Source organism: Streptococcus sp. 27098_8_74, from assembly GCF_041431705.1.
Taxonomy (GTDB): Bacteria; Bacillota; Bacilli; order Lactobacillales; family Streptococcaceae; genus Streptococcus; species Streptococcus salivarius_E.
In genome coordinates this window covers 50444-76827 of the sequence record NZ_JAPVYF010000007.1, presented here as the reverse complement: position 1 = coordinate 76827, position 26384 = coordinate 50444, and the positions used below count along the sequence as shown (strand labels likewise).

The 26384-nt window shown below is 39.8% G+C and carries 18 protein-coding genes and 2 pseudogenes; all 20 read right to left on the bottom strand.

Translation table 11 applies throughout. The annotated features are described in order from the left end of the window. Nucleotides 1-7: 7 nt before the first annotated feature. The 20 genes and pseudogenes from O3670_RS04110 to O3670_RS04015 all read right to left on the bottom strand — a co-directional run bounded on the left by O3670_RS04110 (nucleotide 8) and on the right by O3670_RS04015 (nucleotide 25980). Nucleotides 8-454: an arginine repressor gene (locus O3670_RS04110; RefSeq protein ID WP_037601099.1), complete on the bottom strand. Its 447-nt coding sequence runs from the start codon at nucleotides 452-454 to the stop codon at nucleotides 8-10. Continuing rightward, nucleotides 441-1268, bottom strand: a complete 828-nt coding sequence (locus tag O3670_RS04105) for a TlyA family RNA methyltransferase (RefSeq protein WP_002884054.1) — start codon at nucleotides 1266-1268, stop codon at nucleotides 441-443. The genes O3670_RS04110 and O3670_RS04105 overlap by 14 nt, the downstream gene beginning before the upstream one ends. Then, a complete protein-coding gene (locus tag O3670_RS04100) occupies nucleotides 1261-2133 on the bottom strand; it encodes a polyprenyl synthetase family protein (protein WP_156246650.1) in 873 nt (290 codons plus the stop codon). The genes O3670_RS04105 and O3670_RS04100 overlap by 8 nt, the downstream gene beginning before the upstream one ends. Further along, nucleotides 2133-2348, bottom strand: coding sequence for an exodeoxyribonuclease VII small subunit (locus tag O3670_RS04095; RefSeq protein WP_002884058.1), 216 nt, complete (start codon nucleotides 2346-2348; stop codon nucleotides 2133-2135). The genes O3670_RS04100 and O3670_RS04095 overlap by 1 nt, the downstream gene beginning before the upstream one ends. Next, nucleotides 2338-3666, bottom strand: coding sequence for an exodeoxyribonuclease VII large subunit (gene xseA, locus O3670_RS04090; protein ID WP_129852316.1), 1329 nt, complete (start codon nucleotides 3664-3666; stop codon nucleotides 2338-2340). Before xseA ends, O3670_RS04095 begins: the two co-directional genes overlap by 11 nt. A gap of 186 nt (nucleotides 3667-3852) precedes the next feature. Next, nucleotides 3853-4614: a hypothetical protein gene (locus O3670_RS04085; RefSeq protein WP_073685425.1), complete on the bottom strand. Its 762-nt coding sequence runs from the start codon at nucleotides 4612-4614 to the stop codon at nucleotides 3853-3855. Between the two features lie 127 nt (nucleotides 4615-4741). Then, nucleotides 4742-5386 (bottom strand): endonuclease III, encoded by a 645-nt coding sequence (gene nth / locus O3670_RS04080; protein ID WP_021144303.1) that lies wholly within the window; start codon nucleotides 5384-5386, stop codon nucleotides 4742-4744. Further along, entirely contained in the window at nucleotides 5386-6084 is a 699-nt protein-coding gene (locus O3670_RS04075) for a DnaD domain-containing protein (RefSeq protein ID WP_156685414.1), read from the bottom strand. Before O3670_RS04075 ends, nth begins: the two co-directional genes overlap by 1 nt. A gap of 71 nt (nucleotides 6085-6155) precedes the next feature. After that, nucleotides 6156-7100, bottom strand: a complete 945-nt coding sequence (metA, locus tag O3670_RS04070) for a homoserine O-acetyltransferase MetA (protein ID WP_021144305.1) — start codon at nucleotides 7098-7100, stop codon at nucleotides 6156-6158. A gap of 172 nt (nucleotides 7101-7272) precedes the next feature. After that, the gene (locus tag O3670_RS04065; protein WP_002890753.1) at nucleotides 7273-7791 is read right to left on the bottom strand and encodes an adenine phosphoribosyltransferase; all 519 of its coding nucleotides are present in this window, start codon (nucleotides 7789-7791) and stop codon (nucleotides 7273-7275) included. Nucleotides 7792-7911: 120 nt separating this feature from the next. After that, nucleotides 7912-10113 carry a single-stranded-DNA-specific exonuclease RecJ gene (gene recJ, locus O3670_RS04060; protein WP_156685415.1) on the bottom strand — a complete coding sequence of 734 codons (2202 nt, stop codon included), beginning with the start codon at nucleotides 10111-10113 and terminating at the stop codon, nucleotides 7912-7914. Between the two features lie 311 nt (nucleotides 10114-10424). Then, entirely contained in the window at nucleotides 10425-10829 is a 405-nt protein-coding gene (locus O3670_RS04055) for a GNAT family N-acetyltransferase (protein WP_371595826.1), read from the bottom strand. A gap of 7 nt (nucleotides 10830-10836) precedes the next feature. After that, nucleotides 10837-11088: pseudogene (locus tag O3670_RS04050) on the bottom strand (class I SAM-dependent methyltransferase); the annotation flags it as partial. A gap of 11 nt (nucleotides 11089-11099) precedes the next feature. Beyond that, a complete protein-coding gene (locus tag O3670_RS04045) occupies nucleotides 11100-11867 on the bottom strand; it encodes an SDR family NAD(P)-dependent oxidoreductase (RefSeq protein ID WP_371595825.1) in 768 nt (255 codons plus the stop codon). Further along, nucleotides 11867-12796 carry a ribonuclease Z gene (gene rnz, locus O3670_RS04040; RefSeq protein WP_002884122.1) on the bottom strand — a complete coding sequence of 310 codons (930 nt, stop codon included), beginning with the start codon at nucleotides 12794-12796 and terminating at the stop codon, nucleotides 11867-11869. Before rnz ends, O3670_RS04045 begins: the two co-directional genes overlap by 1 nt. A 31-nt stretch (nucleotides 12797-12827) precedes the next feature. Next, entirely contained in the window at nucleotides 12828-13469 is a 642-nt protein-coding gene (locus tag O3670_RS04035) for a cystathionine beta-lyase (RefSeq protein WP_183137149.1), read from the bottom strand. Then, nucleotides 13462-14700 carry a GTPase HflX gene (gene hflX, locus O3670_RS04030; protein ID WP_371595824.1) on the bottom strand — a complete coding sequence of 413 codons (1239 nt, stop codon included), beginning with the start codon at nucleotides 14698-14700 and terminating at the stop codon, nucleotides 13462-13464. The genes O3670_RS04035 and hflX overlap by 8 nt, the downstream gene beginning before the upstream one ends. A 378-nt stretch (nucleotides 14701-15078) precedes the next feature. After that, nucleotides 15079-16248 (bottom strand): annotated as a pseudogene (locus tag O3670_RS04025) (FtsW/RodA/SpoVE family cell cycle protein); the annotation flags it as partial. A 140-nt stretch (nucleotides 16249-16388) separates the two neighbouring features. After that, complete coding sequence (locus O3670_RS04020; RefSeq protein ID WP_371595823.1) at nucleotides 16389-21188, bottom strand: glycoside hydrolase family 70 protein; 4800 nt, start codon at nucleotides 21186-21188, stop codon at nucleotides 16389-16391. Between the two features lie 235 nt (nucleotides 21189-21423). Further along, a complete protein-coding gene (locus tag O3670_RS04015; RefSeq protein WP_371595822.1) occupies nucleotides 21424-25980 on the bottom strand; it encodes a glycoside hydrolase family 70 protein in 4557 nt (1518 codons plus the stop codon). Nucleotides 25981-26384: the final 404 nt, after the last annotated feature.

Sequence of the window (26384 nt, the reverse complement as noted above, 5' to 3'; positions counted from 1 at the left end):
GGCCCTCCTATTCTTCAACCCACTTAATGATTTGCCCCTGTAGTTCAATAGCTGCTAACTCTGACTGAGCCACTAAAAAGAGGGTATCATCATCAGCAATAACACTAAAAATCAAATGCCTGTACTCATCTAAAAGAATCTTCTTGATGAGGCGGCTTGTCCCAGGTTGAACAACGATATTCATAAAGGCATGTTGACGATCAACGCGCAACAAGCGACGAGTCGCAACAGAGGTTCCACCTACTCGTCTAGGAGCAGTTGAGAGCCCATAGATGTAAGAACCGTCTTCAGTCGGTACTTTGGTAATACCAATTTCATTGATATCACGCGATACAGTCGCTTGAGTAGCCTTTAATCCCTCATTTTGGAGTAATTTTACCAATTCTCCTTGAGTCGTAATTTTATTTTCTTGGACAATCTTTCGGATTAACTCCAAACGATCATTCTTCTTCATTCTTTTTAAACTCCTTGTGTGCTTGTGCTACAACTTCCTTAATAGAGGTTTGAGCATCATTTTGAGGAGAATTTGTCTTCTCCAAGTGTGCGAGAAACTCAATGTTACCATGACCACCTTGGATAGGTGAAAAGTCCAGCCCCTTAACTGAAAAGCCATAGTCAACCGCAAAAGCAGTCACTGTTTCTAACACTTTTTCATGGACACTGCTCTCACGGACAATCCCGTTTTTCCCAATTTGTTCACGGCCCGCCTCAAATTGTGGTTTCACAAGAGCAACAACTTGCCCCCCATCAACCAATATCTTAGCCAAAGCCGGTAGAATCAGATTAAGAGAGATGAAGCTGACATCGATTGATGCAAAAGACGGTAGTCCTTCTGTAAAATCAACAGGTTCAGCATAACGGAAATTATATTGCTCCATGGAACGAACACGCTCATCTTGACGCAATTTCCAAACCAACTGATTGGTACCGACATCAACAGCATAAACCAGTTTGGCCCCATTTTGAAGCATAACATCAGTAAACCCACCTGTTGAGGCTCCGATATCAATGGTCGTCATACCTTCAACTGACAGATTGAAAACTTCCAAAGCTTTTTCAAGTTTGAGTCCTCCACGACTCACATACTTAAGTTTTTCACCTTTAAGCTTCAACTCTGTACCGTCGTCGATTTTTTCACCAGGTTTATCGTAACGCTCACCATTGATAACATTAACAACTAAACCTGCCATTACGCCACGTTTTGCTTGTTCTCGTGTTTCAAAAAGGCCTTGTTTATAAGCCAAGACGTCTACTCTTTCCTTAGGCATGGAGTCGTAACCTTTCTATGATTTCTATAATACTGTCTTTCTTGAAACCTTGAGTCTCAGCTAGATTTTGGAAAATAGCCTCCGCTTTATTGAGTGATTCCTCGAGGATAGCATGTGATTTTTCCAGACCAAGAAGAGCCGGATAGGTTGATTTCCCAGCTACTACATCTTTTCCAGGTGTCTTTCCAAGTTCTTCGAAATCAGCAGTCACATCCAAAATATCATCACGTACTTGAAAGGCAAGACCAATCAGGCGACCAGCTTCTTTCAGATTTTCCAAAACCTCTAGATTTTTTTGAGCAACAATACCAGCCGCCACAAAAGGAAAGGTTAAAAGCTTACCTGTCTTATGCTCATGAATTTTAGACAGTTGCGATAAATCAAGTTCCTGACCTTCCCCCTTCATATCCAACATCTGGCCACCAACCATACCGAAGGTGCCTGAGGAATGAGACAATGCTTGAATCAATTGAACTCGAATTTCTGCTGATAGCTCTGTTTGGGACAGGAGATCAAAGGGATCCAAAAAGAGAGAATCGCCAGCCAATATCGCCGTTGCTTCATCAAATTTCTTATGGTTGGTTAAACGTCCTCGACGGTAATCATCATCATCCATAGCCGGCAGATCATCGTGAATCAGACTTCCAGTATGAATCATTTCAAGACTCGCTGCAACATCGAAATGACTAGGAGTTAGCTCTAAACCAAATCCTTCAAGTAAATCTAAGAAAATCAGTGGACGAATACGCTTACCGCCACTATCAACTGAATAAAGAATAGCAGTGATTAAATCACTTGATACAGGAAGATTATTTTTTTGGTAGTAATCACGGATAGCCGCATCAATTTTATTTAGCTTGCTCATTAGGCATCCATTTCCGTTTCTGTACCATCTGCTTGCATAACCTTAACTAGTGTTTTTTCAGCATCTTCCAAGGTCTTCTGCAAATCCTTAGACAAGGCCATACCTTTTTGGAACTCAGCAATAGCATCCTCAAGAGCAACATCTCCTGTTTCGAGCTTAGTGACAATGGCTTCTAAGTCCTGTAAATTTTCCTCAAATGTTTTTTTAGTTGACATTTTTTACCTCTACTTCTAGTTCTCCATCTCTCATTTGGACGGTTAATTGATCACCTTCGGTAATATTCTTGGTACTGGTTAAAGGTTTATCATCTTTTTTGACAATGGCATAGCCCCTTGCAACAATACGGCTAGTATCTAGAGACAATAAAGCATCCTGTGCCTTTTCTAATCTCACACGGTTACCATTAATGGTGTTCTTGGTTGTGGTCACCAATAAACGTTGCAAAGACTCTCGACGGTCTTGATAGTTCTGAACACTGCTCAGAAGATTTAAGCCTTGTAACCGTTGTTTCAAAAGTTCCGCTTTTTTTTGCTTTCGCTCGAAATCTTGACTCACGAAGGTTTCAAGCCTTGTTGTTAGTCGATCCAACTTTTGTAAATAACCATCATATAGGCGCTCAGGTTGCCTAAAGACAACAGATTGTGACAGTTTAGCTAAACGTTCTTGATTGTACTGTATACGTCTCAAACAGGCTTGATAAGCTCTATTTTGTCTTTCACGAATCCAAACCAAGGTATCGGCCTTTGATACTGGAGTAGCAAGTTCTGCCGCTGCTGTAGGTGTAGCAGCCCTACGATCTGCAACAAAGTCAGCCAAAGTCGTATCTGTTTCGTGACCAACACTTGAAATCACAGGTAGACGACTCTCAAAAATGGACTGAACAACAATTTCCTCGTTAAAAGCCCAAAGGTCTTCAATAGAACCTCCACCACGACCAACGATAAGTAAATCTAAGTCATCCCTTTGATTGGCTTTTTGAATATTTTCAGCAATTTCCTGTGCAGCTCCTTCACCCTGAACCTTGGTAGGGAAAAGTAAGATTTCTACCCCTGGAAAACGACGACTAACGGTCGTAATAATATCTCGAATAACCGCACCACTAGGACTTGTGACAACCCCGATTTTTTTGACAAAATTAGGCAGCGCTTGCTTATGACGATCATCAAAGTAGCCTTCTGCAGTCAATTTTTTACGAAGCTGTTCAAACTGGATAGCCAAAGCTCCAATACCATCCGGCTCAGCCTTCTCGATAATAATGGAATAAGAGCCACTAGGCTCATAAATCTGGACACGACCTACGACATTGATCTTCATACCTTCTTCGAGTTCAAAACCAAGTTTTTTGAAAACTCCAGCCCAAATCGTCGCCTGAATAACAGCTCCTTCATCCTTAAGCGAAAAATATTGGTGACTCGGGCGGCGACGAAAATTGGAAACCTGTCCCGTCAAATATACCCTCTCTAAATAAGGATCACGGTCAAATTTCATTTTCAAATATTTTGTTAAGGATGTGACCGATAAATAGTCTGACACGACAACTCTCCTTTATTTAACCTATCCTCGAAAACCTGAAGACATTAAAAAAGTTCTGTAGAACCATCATCCCCAAATCTTCTCAGTCAGCTTTTTAATTGTATACACGATTACCTTAAATTATACCAAAAAAGACTGTCAAAAGACAGTCTCAACCACCATAGTCAGGTGTTTTATATAGTTTCATTAATCGGTTGTATAAGTTTTTGAAACGACGTCCCAAGAATCGCTTGAACCGTCAATACCACCATAGGCTTCGAGTTGTCCCTTCTTATCTACACGGAAAAGAAGAACATCATTACCATAGGCATCATAAAGTTGAGCATAAACTATGTTATCATCATCATCCGTCCATGAATAAACATTCCAACCTAGATTTTTATAATTTTCTCCAGTTGAACCTTGTTCTTTAGCATAGGTAGAAACAACCCAGTCTTCTAACTGTTGATCAGACAAAGATGAGGTATCAACTTGAGAGGATTGATTATCAGATGATGCTGCAGCTGCTTCCTTACTTTTTGCCAACTGACCATTTTTCCATGGATTTGTTTCACTCTCTTTTTGGTTATTACTATACCACATCAAGGTAACAACAGGAATAACCACTGCAAGTACTGCAACAACTCCAATTACCCATCTAATGTTTTTAGGATCTTTGAGTTTGTCAAAACTCGAAACTTTTCTTCCCTTTGTAGTTTCATTTTTACGATGTCTAAATTCGCTCACAGCTTTTTCCTCTTTTTCTTGAAAGTAGTCCCTTTTTTTCTTTTCCTCTTGTTCCAAGAGCTTTTGCACTTCCCTACGACCCTGTGGATCACTCGTTTGAGCCAATGAAATCTGCAACTGAAAAATACGATTATCCAAAGCTTGCTCATATTCTTTGGCTGCTTCTCTATCACCATTATCAGCTAAGGCTCTCAGATACTCTTCATTACTGAATTCAGCCATTCACTAAAACGCTCCTGCTTCTAAATCGTTTCTTCTATTTTCTTAAAGCCTGAGACTTTTGTCAAGTTACTAGTTTGTAACAAATTCTTACAGTTGTAAAAAGCCGAAGAAAATCACATTCTTCAGCTTATTTCTTAGTTGTTTCTTTATAATACTTACAATAACTTTGAAGAGGACAGGTCTGGCATTTAGGATTCTTAGCTAAGCAATGATAGCGTCCAAAGAAAATCATACGGTGATGGCTGATAATCCAATCCTTCTTTGGGATTTTCTTCATCAATTCTGCTTCGATTTCCTCTACACTAGCATCCTCTGGGGCGATATTTAGCCTTTTGGAAACACGTGAGACGTGCGTATCTACTGCAATCGAAGGAATGCCATAAACCTCAGCTAAAACCACATTAGCCGTTTTTCGTCCCACACCAGGTAGACTTTCCAATTCCTTATGCGTTTTCGGAACCTGTCCATCAAAATTCATTAAAACAGCTCTAGCAGTCTTAATGATGTTCTTTGCTTTATTCTTGTAAAGACCAATCGTTCGCAAACACATCTCAACATCATCGAGGTTGGCAGAAGCCAAATCCTCAATTTCTGGATAACGCGCCCACAAGCCTGGTGTAATCTTATTAACAGCCTTGTCTGTTGTCTGGGCTGATAAAATAACAGCAACTAATAGTTGGAAAGGCGTTTCCCACTCCAACTCTCCATGAGCATTGGGAAACATCTCTCCCATGAGAGCTAAAGCCTCATTAACACGTTTTCTTCCTAACATTATTGGGCACCCCATAATTGACGGGCGGCATCCATTCCTGTTTTGAAGTCATCGGAAACCTGATGATGGTGCTTCTTACCTTGATGCTCCAAACGACGCTCTTCAACTTGAATTTTAGTTGTAATACCACTTAATTTCCAGTTACGAAGAACTCCTTTTATATAATTCCAATTTGTCTTGCGGTTAAATACTGCTTCTTTCAAAGCCTCACGGATAAGTTCGGGATCAGTATGTTCTTCTTGGATTTCCTTGTTTAAATCTTCGACAACCATTGGATTCAAGATTCCCAAAGCTTGTTCCAATTCATCTGTTAATTGCTTGATGAGCTGGGTATTGGTTGGCTGACCAACGACAGGCCTTGCCGTTGTCTTTTCATTGCTCACTAACTTGTCCAACACTGCCAAGGCAGGTGAGGCATCTACAACCATCTCAATTTCATTGTTAATCTTAATAGTCGTGAAATCAAGAAGTCCAGCCTCAGTTAATGTTGTAATACTTTTATTAACTTCAGTTGGCGTCTTCCCAGTTGCTTGCGCGATCTGACTAGAAGCCACTTCTCCAATCTGGGTTGTCGTTTGTAGATAGAGAAACTGCCAAACCAGAAAGTCATCCGCAGATGGGAAAATATCCTTAAAGTGGAAAAATAAAGCATTAGGAAGGACCAGATTACCTGATCGATACTGTTCAAAAAAACTCATATTTACCTTTCAGAGTAGCTAGACACCCCAAAAAGTCAAATGCTCTCACATAAGTCCTTTGAGACTGTCTACTACAAATAACCGTAGAATGAAAAATCGTCTTCCAACTCTTCTAAACGATAAGGTGTTTCTTGATATACCGCATAGTTAATCCAATTGCTAAAGAAGGCAGATGCCGCAAGATTCCAACGAAGTTTAGGCTCCTGACTTGGATCATCCTCTGGGAAATAGTTTGCCGGTACATCTGGATTAATGCCTGCATCTAAATCTCTTCGGTATTCTCTTGCCAGAGTATCACGGTCATATTCAAAATGACCAAAACTATATACTTCACGAAGATTCTTACTTGCTAGAATGGATAAGCCAACTTCTGGTCCTGACACAACAATATCTAAATCCGTCTTGTTTTTAATATCCTCGAACCTAACCTCAGTATAGCGTGAGTGCGGTGACACAAAGCTATCATCAAAGCCATTCATAAGGAAGTTTGCAGGCATGTCAACCGTTTGTTTATAGATACCAGATAATTTCTCTGACAATGGAACCTTGTCGACTCCATGCTTATAATAGAGACCTGCTTGAGCTCCCCAACACAGATGAAGGGTTGAATAAACATGCTTTTTAGACCAATCAAAAACTTGTGTTAATTCTTGCCAATAATCCACTTCCTCAAATGGCATTTGCTCAACAGGTGCACCTGTTACAATGAGACCATCATAATACTTATGCTTAATTTCATCAAAAGTCTTATAGAAAGTTTCCATATGTTCGGCATGTGTATTTTTTGACTTATGACTAGCCATATAAAGAAACTCGACGTTAATTTGAAGTGGCGTATTAGCTAAAAGACGTAGTAACTGAGTTTCTGTAACTTCTTTAGTTGGCATAAGATTTAGGATTAAGACCTCCATTGGTCGAATATCCTGGCTACTAGCTCTGTTCTCATCCATGATGAAGACATTTTCCGAACGCAATACATCAAGAGCTGGTAACTTATTATCAAGTTTTATAGGCATAACAATATCTCCATCCTTATTTATTCTATCTTCATATTATAAACCGGGGAGGTATTGTTATCAAATATATATTTTCTCTAGTTAGCTATAGCTTTAAACTATATTTAGAGGCCACCTTTGTTTTAAAAGAGTTAAAAAGGCCCTAAGGCCTTTTGTTAATTCATAGATAGATTTATCCTGGGAAGTTCATCAATACTTTAGTATCGTAACCTTCAATAGCTTTGCGTCCATTAAGACCATCAAGCTCAATCAAGAAGGCACAGCCAGCAACGACACCACCTAGGCGCTCAATCATTTCAATTGTAGCTTTGACGGTACCACCAGTCGCCAAGAGATCATCAACGATAAGTACACGTTGACCTGGTTTGATTGCATCAGCATGCATACAAAGTGTATCAACACCATACTCTTTTTCGTAATCTGCTGAGATCACTTCACGTGGCAATTTACCAGGTTTACGAACTGGAGCAAAGCCAATACCAAGTTCAAAAGCAACTGGACAACCAACGATGAAACCACGCGCTTCAGGACCAACAATCATGTCAATCTTCTTATCAGTCGCATACTGAACGATTTCACGGATAGCATAGCTATAAGCATTTCCATCAGCCATCAAAGGACTAATATCACGGAAAGTAACCCCTTCTTTAGGGTAGTTTTCAATAGATGCAATATAATCTTCTAATTTCATTTGTTCTTCCTATAGGCTTTTCGCCAAAAAAATATTTTCATACCATTATAGCATGAATCTTCAGATTTAGAAAATGCTAACCCTCATTTCAAGACGAATCCTTTGGATTAAGTACTCCCCCTACTTATAAAGCCAGTCATAAATTTCCTGTGGTGTCCCTAAAGCCATAAGTTCTTGGAACTTGACGAGATGTTTAAGATCTTGGAAAATCTTGCTGTCCTCAATCTCACGTTTTTCAGCTTCTTTATTGACTGTCATAACACCATTATCAATAGTCACAAAATCCAATTCATCAAAAATCTGAATCATCTTAATCAGAAGTATCTTATCGATTTTAAGGTAATGACTGAGCTCATCCAGTTTATAGCGGACATCGAATTCTGGGAATTGGTAAATGGTTTTATAGAGCCTTGCAAATTGCTCTCTCGTTCCATATCCAGTCAGATAATAGGCTTCCTTAATACTATTTTTAAAATAGATAGCTTGGAAATCTTTACCTTCAAACCACTCTTTTAATTCCGTTGCTGAATCAGGTAAGGTGTTGAGGACAACCGCAGGTTCAGTGTCTGATGCTTCTTCTACCGTTGGTAGGCCTTCAGGTAGTGCCATATTTTTTGAGCGAAAATCAAATAACTGAACACCATCCACACGCGCATCTTCTAGCATGAGCTGGAGCGTTGTCTGACCATTCCATACATTAACGGACAGGGTCACTGCTAATTCCAACCCCTGAGCTTGTTGGAATTCTTGAAGCAAATGACCTTTATTAAAGGCCACAACATCAAAACTATCCTTTCCTTGCTTAACCTTAAACTTAAGATGGGCTCCGTTTTGTCCCATAGTCCTAGCTTGAGTAACGGTAATATCATGTAGCCAAAAGACTGGCTTTTTATTGTCCATACCAAAAGGTGCTAATTTTTCAAGGCTCTTGATGGTATCCAAGCTAAGCTCACTGAGCTGGAGCTCCTCGTCTAAATTTAACGTATTTTTGGCACTCGTATCAATGTCATTATCGTAGACATAATGACACAAAATCTCTGATAGTCGTCCAAGATTTTCTTCAGGAAGGGTCATCCCCGCCGCTCCAGCATGTCCTCCAAAAGCAGTAAAGATGTCTCGGTGGTCATCAAGGGCATGGAAGATATTGATAGATTCCAAACTACGAGCGGAACCCTTAGCCAAGCCATCTTCAATATTCAAAACCACTACTGTCTGACTGATTTGTTCCATGATACGCCCCGCCACAATACCTAGAACGCCAGGATGCCAACCTTCCTTGGCCAGAACCTGAACAGGTTTGTCCCGGTCTACCATGGTTATGGCTTCATCAAAGATGTTTTGAACAACTTCCTTACGTTCTTCATTTTTAGCATTGATTTCCAGAGCAATGGCTTGGGCTTCTTCATCGTCAAATCCGGTCAGCAGTTCAATGGCTGGATTTGGATCATCTAAGCGCCCCAAGGCATTGAGTTGAGGGGCCAGTTTAAATCCTACCGTTTCTTCAGAAATCGTTGTTGGGTCTACATCTGAAATACGGAGTAACTCTTGCAGTCCAATACGCTCAGTAGTCTTTAGAATTTCCAGGCCGACCTTGACCATAATACGATTTTCATCCCTTAGGCTAACCATATCGGCAATGGTACCAATGGCTACCAAGTCCAACATCTCAGTAGGAATAGTTTCAAGGAGGGCAGTTGCCAATTTGAAAGCTACACCACAACCTGCCAAATACTTAAAAGGATAATCGGCATCTGGATGCTCTGGATGGACAATGGCATAGGCATCTGGAAGCTGGGCCGGCATACTGTGATGGTCTGTAACGATAACGTCCACACCTTGCTCTTGCGCATAAGCGATAGCCTCATTCCCCGCTACCCCATTATCCACTGTAACAATGAGTGAAATGCCTTCCTGCTCAATAAAGTACTTGTAGACACTTTCATTTGGCCCATAACCATCTGTGAAACGGTTAGGCAAATAAACTCGAGCCTCAGCTCCCATCATTTCAAGAGCTTCCTTGACAATCGATGCTGATGTCATACCATCTGCATCATAGTCTCCATAGACTAAGATTTGTTCATAATTTTCAATGGCCTGACGAATTCTAGCCACTGCCTTATCCATATCATGAAGAAGATAAGGGTCATGAAGGTGTGATAAATCAGCCTTTAGAAAGTCTTCAAGAGCATCTTCTGTCGTAATGCCACGTTCATAGGCAATCTTGGCTGCTGTTTCTGCCAGTCCATGTTCTTTGGCAAGTTTAAAAAAGCCAGCATCTGGCTCTTTTGTGTTTATTTTCCAATCATACGTTGATGTAATCATGTCTTTATCTTTTCTCCCTGTCATCTAGTCTATCTATTATAACATGAAAAAATTTATCATAGTGGATAGAAAGCTAAGTTTCCTAAAAAGAGAATGTCAAACATCGTAAGTTGCTTAGACTTGTGGTACATTTCCAATCAAGATCTGCTTTTCTAGACAAAATAATAGTCTGGATATTGCTCCCTTATTTGACTTGTTTGCTCTCAGATATTCCCTTCTCCTCTTTACGTTAACTAACTCTATTCTACTATCATTTTCAAGCAATATTAGGAAAAACAAGAAAAAGATTCCCTATTTGGAAATCCTCTACATCAATATTTATAAATCATCCCTGTACAAGCTTGCTCTGAAAGTTCGACAAATCCCAAGGATTGGTAAAAGGCTAAATTTTTCTCGCTACGATCAGTGGCAAGGAGCCGTTGATAGACATTGGGGAAAGTCGCTAAAGCCTCTTCTAAGAGTTTCGTGCCAATGCCTTGGCGCTGGTAATCTGGTCGCACCAAGAGGTCCTGTACAAAAATGACAGAATGACCATCTCCTACTAAGCGAATGTAGGCTACTAACTCTTCCTTATCATAGACTGCCAACTGCCAGAGACTGGCTTTGACAGCTTCTTCTAGCATGGTTGGATTGTTAGTATAATTGGTCCAGCCGACTGAACTGTACAGTGCGAGTAGGTCTGTCATCGCTGGAATCTCTTTTTTATAATGTAACATCTTAACTCCTTTCCAAACTTCCGACTAGTTGCTGATAGGGGTGATTCTGGGACCGCAAGGCCACCATTTCCTCATTGGGTTTCACAGCTAGGACTCTATTTTCTTACGCTAGGTGGTTGGACACAGGGCCAAAGCCACTGCCAAAATCAAGAACTCGCTTCTCCTTGATGTCCTGTAATTGGTCAAAAAGAATATCATAATAGATTTGACCCCAGGGTTGCTTGAGATTCTCTAAATACGCTTGAATATTTGCGACCATCTAGTATCCTCCTATTTGTAGTTAAACACATTGGTAGCTAGTTTGTCCGAGATTCGTGGAAATAGCGTGTAGCCTTTGTGGGCAACTGATAAGAGTCGTGGTAGATTAACTTCACGTTTATTTTTGCCCAGAATACGGACAATCTTTTTAGCCACGTATTTAGGACTGAGGACAAACTTTTTAACACTCTCAAGATAGGCTCCAGAGGGATCAGCTTGATCAAAGAAACCTGTCTCAATTGGACCAGGATTGACTGTTGTCACATAGACTCCTTTATCAGCAAGCTCTAGACGCAGGGCATCTGAGAAGCCAATTACCGCAAACTTTGTCGCTGCATAAACACTTGAGTTGGCTGTCGCAATTTTTCCCGCCATACTAGCAATATTAACGATATGCCCATTGCCCTGTTCCACCATTTTCTCAGCCATCAAACGTGAAAAGGTCAACGTTGCAAAGGTATTGATATCAAACATATCACGTACTTCTTGGCTAGTGTAGTTATCATAAGACTTGAATTCACCGTAACCAGCATTATTGATAAAGACATCAATACGTCCAAATCGTTGATAGAGATAATCGACCATCTCTTTAATGGCCTTGTCGTCTCTTAGGTCAATGGCAAGACAGGTTTTATTTTCCACATGACGATAACATTTCTCAAGTTTGTCCTTATCTCGTCCTAAGAGGATAATACCATCACTAGGTGAGAGCTGCTTGACAATTTCTTGAGCAAGGCCTCCTGAGGCACCAGTAATAGCAATAATACGTTGTTTAGCCATTAGATTTCTACCTCTTCCAAGTCACGAACGATGTGGGTGTTTTCGAAAATTGTTTTAGCATCTGCTGCCATCTTACCGATATCACGTCCCAAGAATCGTGCTGATACATGATTTAGAAGAAGGCGCTTAGCTGAAGCATCTTTAGCGACCTGTGCTGCTTGCATATTGGTTGAATGCCCATGGCTCTTGGCAATTTTTTCATCGCCCTTACCATAAGTAGACTCATGAACCAAGACATCTGCACCCAATCCAAGACGAACACTGGCATTTGTCTTACGGGTATCACCTAAGATAGTGATAACCTTACCTTTCTTAGGTGCGGAAATAAAGTCCTTAGCAATGATTTTCGTTCCATCTTCAAGAACCACATCTTGACCATTCTTAATTTGACCAAAAAGTGGTCCAAATGGTACACCTGCTGCTTTGAGGGCCTCAGCATCCAAGGTTCCTTCGAGATCCTTTTGAACCACTCGGTAACCAATACAAAAAATGGTGTGATCCAACTTATCTGCATAAACAGCGAACTTGTCATTTTCCATAACCAAGCCTAGCTTATGCTCATCAATTTCCTTAAAATGCACATGGTAAGGTAAACGTGTCCCCGAAGTACGAAGGCTAGTCATGACGTATTGCTTAATACCAACTGGACCATAAACTTCAAGGTCAGTTTGTTCTTCACTAGATTGGAAAGAACGACTAGCCAAGAAACCAGGTAGACCGAAGATATGGTCCCCGTGCATATGTGTGATAAAGATTTTTTTAACTTTACGAGGTTTGATTGTTGTTTCTAAAATCTGACGTTGAGTACCTTCACCACAGTCAAACATCCAGACTTCGTTGATTTCATCGAGTAGCTTCAAAACCAGACTCGACACGTTACGGGCCTTGGAGGGCTGCCCGGCACCCGTCCCTAAAAATTGTAATTCCATGACTTCCTATACTTTCTATCTATCGTTCTTTTTATTTCTGGACAATATAAGCCAGGCATTCACGCTGAGCAAAGCCATAATAAACAGTTTGCCCTTTATATTGAGCTAAAAGTTCCACTAATTCATCTTGATTAAAGCTAGCCAACTTAATGACATTTCCCTTCAGTTTAGTTACACGACTTAGTAACTGAGTCTCTGGTGTCAACTCTTCCAACACTTCTTCATCAAAGTAAACCTTGGCCATTTTAATTTGAGTTCCTTCAAGATAAACCTTATACTGTGGGAAAACTTGAGCAAGCTCAAACAAAATACTAGCCGTTGGAACCTCTGAATGCTCTGCAAAGACTAGGGCCACTTCATCGGCATTTTCATAGCAAAAACCATAAGATTTTCCTGAAAGATTGAGACGAATAAAAGGCTTGTGTTCATCAAAAGATGGTGCAGGGTTAAAGAGGTTCAACTCTTTTGAAAGTTCCAAGTAGTAATCCGTCGCTGCGTCTGGAGATTGTTTCTGGTAAATCTCTGCAAAATAAGCATTAATCACGCTTGGTGGTGGTGTAATGAAGGCCAATTTTTGACTGTCCGAAAGGTCTGATAAGGTATTTTCCAGATAGACCTTATCTAAACTTGTAAAACCACCATATTTTAAAGCTAAATCCATATAATCAGTCATAAAATTCTTCCAATTTCCATTTATTTTTCGGTGAAATATAACCTGTGATTTCTTCCACTTCTGTCTCAAAAGTGTAGCTATCTAGCAAGGCCAATTGACTCAACTGATAAAGTTTATAAGCTTGATCCTGATGTACCTTAATACTAAAGGGTTCAAAAATCTGTTGAATTTCATCAATCAAGAGTCTTCTGAGGGTCTCACGACTTCCCTTGTCACGTGCTGAGAGGCGAACATTAGGAAAGACTGTTGCTACTAGATTATCAGCTACATCCATCTTATTGTAGATTGCTAGGCGAGGAATATCAGTCATGTCTAAATCTTTGAGAATGTCTAAGACCACCTTTTCATGCTCTTCGTGATTAAAATCACTCGCATCAATGACATGCAAAAGAAGGTCCACATTACGACTTTCTTCAAGTGTTGACTTAAAGGCAGCAACCAATTCTGTTGGCAAGTCCTGGATAAAACCAACCGTATCTGTCAAGGTCACTTGAAACTGATCCTTTAAGTAAATTTTCTTAGTTGTTGCATCCAAGGTCGCGAAAAGTTCATTAGCCTCATATTGCTTATCATCCGTCATAAGGTTCATGATCGTTGATTTCCCAGCATTGGTATAACCAATCAAACCAATTTTAAAGGTACTTGAATCAACACGCTTTTCGCGAATGGTTTCTCGGTTCTTCTCAACAATCTTTAACTGGCGTTCAATATCAGCAATCTGGTTACGAATCGAACGACGATTGAGCTCCAATTGACTTTCACCAGGTCCACGGCTACCAATGCCCCCTGCTTGACGGCTGAGCATAATCCCTTGACCAGCTAAACGGGGCAACATGTATTTTAGTTGAGCTAGGTGAACCTGAAGTTTCCCTTCATGGCTTCTAGCCCTCATGGCGAAGATATCCAGAATTAATTGCATACGATCAATAACTTTTACGCCAAATGCTGCTTCAAGATTGGTATTTTGACGAGGTGTTAAACGGTTATTGACAATGACCGTAGTAATCTCATCCGCATCCACCATGGCCTTGATTTCTTCTAATTTTCCTGAACCTACGAAAGACTTACTATCATAGCGTTCACGTTTTTGGGTATAGCTAGCTACAACCTCTGCTCCTGCAGTTTTGGCAAGACTGGCAAGTTCCTCCATTGACATGTCAAAATGCTCTGTTTCTTGCAATTCAACACCTACTAAAATAGCACGTTCTTGCTGTTTGGCTGTCTCTATCATAGCAAACCCCTTTTCAAAATAGTCAACTTTTATTATACCACAGGCAGGGGCAAAGAAAAGGTCACAGACCTTAATTTTTTTTCAAAGAAAAACAAGTTGGATTAACCAACTTGTTTTCTCTTAATGTTTACGTGTCGGTTTCTTTTTCGAACCCTTACGACGCTTGCCTTGATGAATGCTTGGCGTATTTTGAGAAATGGTTTGACGCATTTTCTCAGTGGCCTTATCAACCTTATCTTTAGCCTTGACCAATTCTTGAGAGGCCTTAGTAACACTCTTCGAAGGCTTATTTTTCTTAGACTTGCTCTTAGAAACAGGTTTCACTTGACTAGTTCCAGACGTACGCATACGACGAGACATAGCCAGGAGAATTTTATTTTCCTCGTTGAGATTGGTTTGATAAGCCATCGAAAGCACCAAACCAACACCAATCAAGTTAGAGATGAGTGATGACCCCCCTTGAGAAATAAAGGGCAAAGGAATACCTGTCAAAGGAAGAATTCCCACTGCTGCCCCAATATTTTCAAAAATATGGAAGACAATCATCATGATAAAGCCTGTCGAAATAAAGGTATAGAAACGATTGTTAGACTTAAACGTCACTCGCAACATGCGGTAAATGAGGAAGAGATAGGTTAAAAGAACCAATCCACCACCTACCAAACCAAAATCTTCCGCAATGACTGTGAAAATCATGTCACTCTCACGAACCGGTACGTTCAACTCCAGATGATTAAAGCCTTTACCATAGATTCCTCCAGTACCAATCGAAATCATCCCTTGTGTCTGTTGAAAGGCGATACCATCTGCATAAGTGAAGGGATCCAACCAAGCTGAGATACGGTTAATCTGGTAGGTTTGCACTCCCATCTTGAGCATGGCTTCCTTACCCCAATCTGTGGTAAATACCATCACAAACAAGGCTAAACCTGCAGCAAAGGCTAAAACAACTGGTAGGATAATACGCCAGGATATCCCTGAAACCACTATAATACCAGCTAAAATAGCCAGAAAGACCAAGGCGGTCCCCATATCTCCTTGAAGAACTAATAACCCCAAGACAGGAAGCGTAACAGCTACATATTGGAAAAGTAGCAACCAGTCATCTTTTAGGTCAGTCACTTCCTTTCCTTGCTTGGCCCAAACACCAATTCTGGAAAGGAAAAGGATGTAGGATATCTTCATAAATTCTGATGGTTGGAAAAGGGTGACCGATCCAATACTGACCCAGTTTTTTGCCCCTGTCGAGGCCACCAAAGCAGGCGAATAAAAAACAAGGGGTAAAACCATAAGTCCCAGACCAAAAATATAGAGCCAGGGGGTTATCTTCCAAAGAAACTCTGTATTAAATAACATGACAACAAAAGCAAGTACTGAACCTAGAAAAATCCATAGTACTTGCTGGGACATGACTTGCACAAGATTCTTTGGGTAATCAAAATTTGTCGCTATAAATATCGAAACCAAACCAACCAGTAGCAATATAAGGACTGGCAAGAGAATCGAGTAATCTATCCGACTTTCAATAGTATTTTTTGACTTAGCCATGTGTACTCCAAAATAAAGATTTAGCAAGAGTTATTATACCACTTTTTTGGCCAGACAAATGACCTGAATGTATAAAAAAGAGACAATTTTTTACGAAAAAAGCAACCACAAAAGTGATTGACTTCTTTCATTCATTAATCTTAATTTGACACGTAGCCTTTTCCTTGAGCATTGAAGTATACCCATTGCCCTGAAGGAATTTTAACCCAACGATTAATAGCCTTTTCCCCTGTATGAACATCATAGTAAGAGATTGAGCCATCAGGATTCGCAGCTGTTGCACCTTTCACTTGCTTACCAGTTTGGTCAAAGTAAAGGTTTTGGCCGTTGATTGTCTGTTCGCCAACAACAAGTTCACCTTTGGCATCAGCATAGTACCAGTTGTTGTCTCCAGTAGTGAAGAAGGTTGAGACTAACTTATTACCAGTAGCTCCATGGTAGTATGAACGGCTGCCATTCGCATTTGTTGCAAAGTCACCTTTAACCTGTTTACCATCAGTAGCAAAGAAGAGTTTTTGACCGTTAATCACTTGAGCTCCTGTAACGACATTTCCCTTATCATCAGCATAATACCATCTATCATGACCGGTAGTGAAGAAGGTTGATACCAATTTATCACCAGTATTCCAATGGTAGAATGAACGACTACCGTCAGTGTTCGTTACGAAGCCACCCTTAACTTGACGACCATTTGCATCAAAGTAGAGATGTTGACCATTGATAATCTGAGCACCTGTGACATTACGTCCATGTGAATCTGCATAGAACCAGTTGTTGTCCCCTGTAGTATAGAAGCCTGGTGTATGTGCCTTAGTCACAACACCCTTAGCATCGATATTAAAGGTTTGACCATTAACTACTAGTGATGTATCCACAAGTTTCACACCTGTAATGGCATCGTAGTATGAAGTCGTTCCATCAGGATTGTTCACGAACTCACCTTTAACTTGTTTACCTGACTCATCAAAGTAGAGCTCGTCACCATTGATGGTTTGCGCACCACGAAGAACATCACCTTCGTTATTTGCATAGTATGTAGCATCACCAACTTGGAAGAAGCGGTTCTTAACTTGAACACCTTTTTCATTGAAGTAAAGGTTTTGTTTGCCTACCTTAGTAAATCCAGTGGCAACATAGCCCTTATCATTAGCGTAGTACCAGTTACCATCTTGTTCAAAGAAGCCTGAGTACTTACGTTCACCTGAATCGCCACAGAAGAACATCAAATGTCCATCTTTTGTAGGAATGAAGATACCTTTAGCTTGGTAACCATTGTCATAGAAGTATTTTTCCTTACCTTCTACTTCAGTCAAACCAGTAGCCATGATGCCACCCTTGAAGAAGTATTGGTAGAATTTCTCTTCCTTACCACTGTCATCTTTAACGGTAACTTCTTTCCAACCAGTTTGAGTCGTCAATTTACCTGACTTACCATAAACCAATGATTGACCTTTGGCATTTTTAATAACACCATCAGTAAACATAACACCATTTGGCAAGAAGAAATAGTTTGAACCGTCGATAGCTTGTTCACCAGTTACAAGGTAACCCTTATCGTTAAAGTAGTACTGTTTGCCATTATATGTCACAAATTGACTCTTAGCTTGAGTACCAGATGTTGTGTAATAAGTTACCCCTGTACCATCATAAGCAAATCCAGTTTTAGCTTTTGTATCACCAGTCAAGGCTGCTGGAAGGAAGGTACCTTTATCGTTAACGGTGAAGTACAATTTACCATCGCTGAGAACGTAGTCAGAACCATGTTTTTGGATATTTGTACCGTTAAAGTACTTAGCTTCCCATTGTTTAATCTTCACAGATGGATCAATTGTCTTACCTGACGCTTCCATAACTTCTTTGAAGATTTCTGGATAAAGTTTTTGAAGTTTGTCGAGGAAGGCACCACCATACTGTGCTTGGAAATCATTTCCTGATGACTTAGTATTTGTCACATAGAGTTTATTAACCAAGCTAGTATCATCAAGCACCTTACCATGTGTATCTGTACGAGTAGCTGTCACTACTTCTTTACCTGGGAGAGTATACAATTGGTCTGGAACCCAGTCAGCAATGACTTGAATACCTTGTTTGTGAAGAGCCTTGAGGGCATCACGAAGGTCTTCTTTTGAACCGTATTTATTGTTTTTGCTCATGGCAAAGTCATAACGGTCTGTGAAGGCATAACCATTTTCAATAATAGAATCAAGGAAAGTGCCATCTTTAGATGAGACATATTGAGGTGCAATTTCAAATGACGTAATGCCCCATGACTTGAAGAGGTCTGCATTAGCTGCAATCAATTTATTAGTATATTGACTGTCTTCTTTAACAAAGTCTTGGAAGTTTGAGAAACCTTCGTAAATCACTTGTGCTTCAAGGGCTGCAGAAGAGCTATAAACCTTATCCCCTTCTTTGTAGGCTTTTGTTGATGGTTTAGCAAGAACGTTTTGATCTTCAGTCGCACCTACTGGTACCCAAACTGAAAGGTAACCACTCATATCAACAGTCTTAAAGCCTTTGATTTCATCAGCTGTGAAGACAAGATTTCCTTGTGCATCTGTATATTTAACAATCTTAGTATCTGAATCATTCAATGATGACACGATACCTTTATCCGTACCAAGCAAGAGTGGACGGTAGGCTTGGTTCTTGTGGGCTGCACCCATATTTACAGTAATCGTTTCACCATCTGCTAATTTCAAATCTGGGTTATTAGCAATAAGGGTCAACATACCAGAATTGCGGCCGTATTTTCCACCTTCTGTATCTGTCTTAGACATCAAATCTTGACCGTAACGGACAGAGACAAGAACTTCTTTGTTGTCTTTAGCAGATGACACGCCATCACCAGCAAGGTTATGGATATAAGATGTTTGTCCACCGGCTACATATTTAGAACGAGCTTTAAGAAGTGTCGTGATTTGGTCAAAGTATGGTGATTTCTTAGCCATGTATTGACCGTTATCAGTATACAAGTCTCCGTAATATACACGAGTTGCTGCACCCATTGTTTGAAGCATCAAAGCATAGGCAGCAGGGATATTTGAGTGTGTATATTCCTTATCAACTTTCAACATATCCGCATTATAAATGTCGAAAGCCTGTTTCAATTGGTCTAATGTGAATGTGAAACCATCTGTTGTAGGATCAATTTTCTTACTGATAATGTCTGCGATAACCGTTTGAACTTCTGAGTCGTGTGCACGAACAAAGAGGTAGGTTGCAAAACCAAGTTGATCATATGAGGTAACTTCCGCACGGTTTGAAAGACCAAAATAACCACCGTTAATAAGGTCCTTCATTGATGCATTACGTGCACCTGTACCCTTATTCGTTACCGGACGAGTCAATCCATGAACAATAGACAAACGGAGACCATTATCCATAGAAAGGGCAGCTGTATTGTGTTCGTCAACATAATATGGGTCATTTTGTGACCAAGCTTCAAGAATTGAGATATTAGCAAGGGCACGCGCTTCAGACTCATTAACCTTGTAAGCAGCCTTCATGTATGAAGACACCAATTGAAGCATATCGATGCTAACATTATCCACGGCATCGACACGGATACCATCAAAGTGGGCATCTTTATCCTTATCACCAAAGACGATTTGTCCCCAGTTCATGAAGTAATACAATTGGTTAAGCATTTCAGCTTGCACAATTGGGTTTGAGTTGTCGATATCGCTTGATAGCAAGAACTCATAACCAGCATCACTACCACTCTTGATCTTGTCTTTTGCCAAACGGCTTGTCGCTGTTTGATCAAGTTTACGGTAGTCTGAGTTAGCCCACTTCGTTAAATCACTATTAACAAAGAGGAGAGCTCCTTTTTGGAAGTGTTCTTTACCTGGAGATTCAGAGTTAATATTCCATTTATCTTGGTCTTTAACAAAGGCCTCGATTGACTGACGCAACCAGTCTGTTGACTTATTAGCAGCAATCTTAACTTCAATCTTACGTTGGATGATTTGAGCAGCGGCATTCAAACTAGCTTGAGAATTTTCAATCGTAAAGACATCTTTTGTTTCTTCACCGTTGCTAAGAGCCTTAGTCATGTAGTTCAAGTAAGCTACTTGAGTATCCTTATCAGGCCACCAAGACATCAAAAGTGGACGGAAATCTTTTTCAGTTGACGCTTTCCAAGTTGTACCAGCTTCAAGGATTTCTTTTGGACGGTACCAACTATCTGCTGTCAAATAACCATCAACAAGTTCAAAGCTTGCTTTTGTTGAATCATAGGCAGCATTATTTTTTGTAAAATCAGTAACAAGATTTGTTGTTTCTTGTGTGAATGAATAAGTTGATGTGCTTGAAAGGGCACCATTTTCATCAAAATAAAGGACCTGACCATTTACAGTAATGGCAAAGTTTTTCTTGTGTGATCCATCTTCTAGAAGATAGTAATATTTACCATCTTTTTCCTTTTTAATATTATCAAGTGAGACTGCAGCCTTAATCTCAGCTTCAGAAAGCTCTTTAGACTTCTCAGCCGTTGGAGCAGCTACTCCAGCATTTGCAGCTACTTCCGATGTTGTAGCAGTTTCTGGTTTAGCAGCAACTTCTGGCTTAGCAGTCGTTTCAGGTTTGGCTTCAACCTCTACTGCTGCAGCTCTATCACTAGTTGTTCCTGAATTTGGTTGAACAGTCGTTTCAGCTGGTTTGTCAGCAGTAACTGCTGCTCGGTCTGTTGTTGTGGCATTTGAAGTATTTGCCACCTCTGTTGTTGTGCCTACCTCTTTTTCAACCACAGGATTTGTATTTTCCCCGACTGTAGTTGTTGAAGGTGATCCATTAGTATTATTTATTTCTTCTGCAGAGGTGAGTGAAGATGTGGCAACACTACCACCTACAATGGTAGCCAAAGCTGCTGAAGCGACAGCCAAAGTAACCCACTGCTTCTTCACTTTATGCAGTTTATAGCGTACTTTATTTTCCATATTCAATTTTTCCCCAATATATTTTTTGTCTTAAAATCTACACCTTAAAGACTTACTTATTATATCATTTTTCACTATCAAAAAAACTTAATACAACTTATTTTAATGACTTTTTTACCATCTTAATATTAAATTAAAAATCCGTCATGTAAGCGACTTGAAAGGGTATTTTTCAAAAAGAACCTTTTCCTAGAAAATATAAAAAAGAGAACCGAAGTTCTCCTTTTTAAATCAATTAGTTTAGCACTCTAGGTGGGTAAGCAAGACTATTCTTATCAAAGTAAACGTAAACTCCTGGTTGAATTTCTACCCATGTGCTAACAGCTCTCTTACCACTATCACCATAGTAATAGCTGATTCGACCATTGCCAGCACTTACTGTTTGCCCTTTTACTTGTTTACCATCTTTAGCAAAGTAATAAGTATCGTCACCAATTTTAACTTCACCAGTCACTGACTTACCATTAGCACCGATATAGTACCAATTGTTGTCTCCTGTTGTGAAGAACTCATTAGTCAAGCGTTCACCTGTTGCAGCATCATACTTGCTATAAGTACCATCTGCATTCTTAACAATACCACCCTTAACTTGGCTTCCGTCTGCATTAAAGTAGAGGTGTTGTCCATTGATAACTTGAGCACCTGTAACAGTCTTACCATTAGCGCCTGCATAGTACCAAACATTGCCATCAGTTGTGAAGAATTCGTTAGTCACTAGCTCTCCAGAACCTTCTTTGTACTTACTATAAGTACCATCTGCATTCTTAACAACGCCACCTTTAACTTGACTTCCATCTTCATTAAAGTAAAGTTTTTGACCATTGATAACTTGAGCACCTGTAGCGGCAACACCATTTTCATCGAAGTGGTACCATTTACCATCGATGTTCCTCCAAGTGTTCTTGATAGCATTACCAGTATGAGCTTCGAAGTAATAAGTCTTACCTTTATAGGTTGCTAACTTATCTTTAGTTTGGAAACCATCTTCACCAAAGTATTGTGTGGAACCATCGATAACAGTAAGACCTTTAGCCATGACACCTTCATTAGTGAAGTAACGGAATTTCACAACCTTAGATTCATTACCATCTTTATCAGTTTCAGTTACATCAAATTTAGTGTAACCACCCTTGTACATTTGACCTTTATAGTTATAAAGGTAAGTATTACCGTTAGCATCAACATAGAAGGCATTGCTCAACATGATACCATTTGGCAAGAAACGATAAACATCTTTACCATTTGGTGAGTATTCACCATTTGTAACCATGTGACCACGTGCATCAAAGTAATAGGTATTTCCATTGAAAGTAACAAAGGCAGATTTAGCTTGATTACCACTTGTACCGAAGTAAGTGATTCCCTTACCATCATTTGAGAACCCAGTAACAGCCTTTTCATTTCCTGTCAATTGAAGAGGAATGAAGTTACCTTCTTTAGTGACAGTGAAATATTTACCAGTTGCTTCATCGCTAAGTACATAGCCAACACCGCGGTCAAGAACGTTTGTTCCGTTGAAGTATTTAGCCTTCCATTGTTTCAATTTAACAGAATCATCAATTGGTTTACCAGTTGAGATCATGTTTTCCGTGAACATTTTAGGGTACTTAGCTTTAAGTTCAGCTAAGAATTCGCCACCATATTGAGCTTGGTAATCCCTACCTGATGACTTAGAGTTAGCTACATAAAGTGAGTGATCAATGATAGCATCTGCAATCTTACGTCCTGCACCGTCAGTACGAGTCGCTGTTACGACTTCTTTACCTGGCAATTGGTAAATTTGGTCTGGAACCCAGTCAGCGATTGCTTGGATACCCGCTTTGTGAAGGGCTTTAAGAGCGTCACGAAGATCTTCTTTAGAACCATATTTATTGTTCTTACTCATGGCAAGATCATAACGATCTGCAAAGGCATAACCATTTTGGATAACTGAGTCAAGGAAGGTACCGTCATCGGCAGATACAAATTGTGGTGCCATTTCAAATGATGTTACGCCCCATGATTTGAACAAATCAACATTTTCAGCAATCTTACGGTTAGTATAGACTGAAGGATCTGAACCATCCGGGATAGTTTGGAAGTTTGAGAATCCTTCGTAGATCAATTGTGAATCATAAGCCTCAGTCGCTTTAAGGGTCAATTCGCCTTCTTTTTTAGCTTCTGTTGAAGGTGCTACACGGATATCTTGATCATCTGAAGCTCCGACTGGAACCCAAACTGCTACGAAACCTGACATATCAAATGTTTCATAACCCTTGATGTCATTAGCGCCGAAAGTCAAGACACCATTGCTGTCTGTTTCTTTCACGTAACCTGCTGCGATTGCCTCTGCATCAGATGTAAAGTTCTTGATACCATCAGCTGTACCAACAATCAAAGCACGGTATTTCTGGTTGGCATGGATTTTACCCATTTCAACATTAAGTTTAGCTGACTGATCCAAAGTCAATTTTGGATTATTCACTACAAGAGTTACCTGACCAGAGGTACGGCTGTATTTAGAACCTTCTGTATCGTCAGCTGTCATGATGTCTTTACCATAACGTACTGAAGTGTAGACTTCACTTGTGCGGTAAAGTTCAACATCTGAATTGTCCATCTTACCATCAGTTGGCAACCAGTAAGAACGTTGCGCTTGTCCACCAGATACATACTTGATACGGTTCTTCATCAAGTTAACGATGGTGTCGTGATATGGTGATTTAGTTTCCATATAGTGACCGTCATCTGTATAAAGGTCTCCATAGTAGACACGAGTGATCGTTTCCATGTTCTGCAACATTACAGCATAAGCTGCAGGGATGTTATTCAAGGTATATTTCTTATTGCTGCTGAGCATGTCTTTGTTGTAAATTTCAAATGCTTGCTTCATTTCAGAATCAGAGATAGTGAAACCATCTGATTTTTTATTGATTTCTTTCTTAATGATTTCAGCAATAATATCTTGAACGTTGTTATCATGGGCACGGATAAAGACGTAGTTTCCTGACGCGTCTCCGTATTTCTCATTGTATTTACCAATTGTAGACTGTTTAGCTGTACCGTCTTCGTTGTAGGCAGTGCTTCCATCTTTGTTAATCCAGTCAGTCTTAAAATCGCGTTGAGTCGTATTGAAAGTATTGTTATACAAAGGACTTACAGCTGGTGTACGATCCTTAATTGGTTTAGCCAATGAGAAAAGGAGGGCCAAACGTTGTTTATTTTCCATGGCAAGCGCAGCACCATCAGTCTTGTCATTGTAATGGTTGTCGTTAAGACTCCACGCTTCAAGAACTGAGATATGAGCAAGAGCTTGCGCCTCAGATTTATTTACACCATAGTACTCACGGAAATAGTTTGTGTAGAGTTGAAGCATGTCAGCATTGACATTATCTACCGCATCGACACGGATACCATCGAAGTTAGCATCCTTGTCACCCATAACAATTGAACCCCAGTTCATAAGGTAGTGAATTTGGTTCAATTGTTCCGCTTGAACAACTGGGTTAGATAAGTCTACGTCATTAGCAAGCAAGAAGTCGAAGCCACCCATGTGGTTTGGGTCAGACTGCTCATCAAGAACTGACTTATTAATCGTACCAGTCTGGTTAGTAGCCGTACGGTTCAAAAGACGATAGTTAGAATTTGCCCATGGTGTACGTGAGTCATTCACATAAAGAAGGGCTCCACCTTGAAGGTGATCCTCTCCTCCACCTTTTGAATAGTTTTCAGTTTCTTTGTTCCACTGTGGTTGTGTCTTAACAAAGGCAGAGATAGTTTCACGCAACCATTGTGTTGATTTTTCAGCCTGAATCTTTTGTTCAATCTTAACTTGGATATCCTTAGCAGCACGATTTAAGTCTGCTTGCTTATCTGTGCTTGTGTACTTAGCCTCCAAGTTGAAGACTTTAGACATGTAGTTCAAGTAATTAACTTGCGTATCTACATTTGGCCACCAAGCCATCAAAAGTGGACGGAAATCTTCTGCAGTTGATGCTTGCCAAGTCACACCATCTTTGATGATAGAAACTGGACGGTACCAGCTATCAGCAGTCAAATAACCATTAATCAATTCAAAACTTGCTTCAGATGAATCGTAGGCACGGTTATTGATTGAGAAACCATCAACAATATTTGTTGTTCCAGGTGTGAAAGAGTGTGTTGATGAACTTGTAAGGGCGCCATCTTTGCCGAAGTAAAGCAATTGACCATTTACAGTAATGGCAAAGTTTTCTTTGTGTGAACCATCTTCATTAACATAGTAATATTTACCATCAGTGTATTTGATGTTTTTCAAAGAAAGTGCTGCTTCCACTTCTGAATCTTTCAAAGCAGCTTGAGGAGCTTTAACTTCTGTATTGACGACTTCAGCCTTGACGGTAGCTGGCTGTTCTTCTGCTTTTTCAGTTGTAACAGCTGGTGCATCTGTTGTCACAACTGCTTCTTTATTTGGAACAGCTGCCACTGCTACATCAGCAGTTGTTGCTGTTGTAGCTGCTTCAGCTGTTGCTTGTGTGTTCGTTGTAGTTGCTGTTTCGGCAGCATTTGTTTCTTTAGCAGGCGTTAAAACATCTGCTTCTTTTGTATTTGTACGTTTATCGACTTCTTTGGTTGCTTCTGTAGAAGTAACTAAGTCGGCTGTTGTATCTGAATTTGGTTGAGTTACTGTCTTAACTTGAGTTTCATCCGCTGAAACTGAAGATGTTGTTGCAGACAATCCTCCTACGACAGTAGCAAGTGCTGCAGAGGCAACTGCAATTGTAACCCATTGCTTCTTAACTTTATGAAGCTTATAGTGTACCTTATTTTCCATTATAATTTTCCCCGTGATTTTATTTGTCAAAATCAGACTGAAATCTATCCGATTTCAAACAATTACATTATATCATTATTTTCTAACTATTTCTCGAATTAATTGTTTTTTTATAAAATATATGTAACATAATATTAATATTAGAAAATTTTTGTAATAAGCCTGTTTCATAGGTTTTCAATTCTCATTTTTATATCATTTGATAACTGAAACTATTTTTTTAGAAAATGTCTAGAACACTTGATTTAATAACATTTGTAGCCTTTCTGACTCAAAATTGATATTTGTCAGATTTTTTTCTTTAAGGAGCAAAAAAAGGTGAAATTTCTTTAAACGATTCTCGTTTTCAAGAAATTTCACCTATAAATTCAAGTCAAATCATATCGTTTTTCCCTTAATCTCTC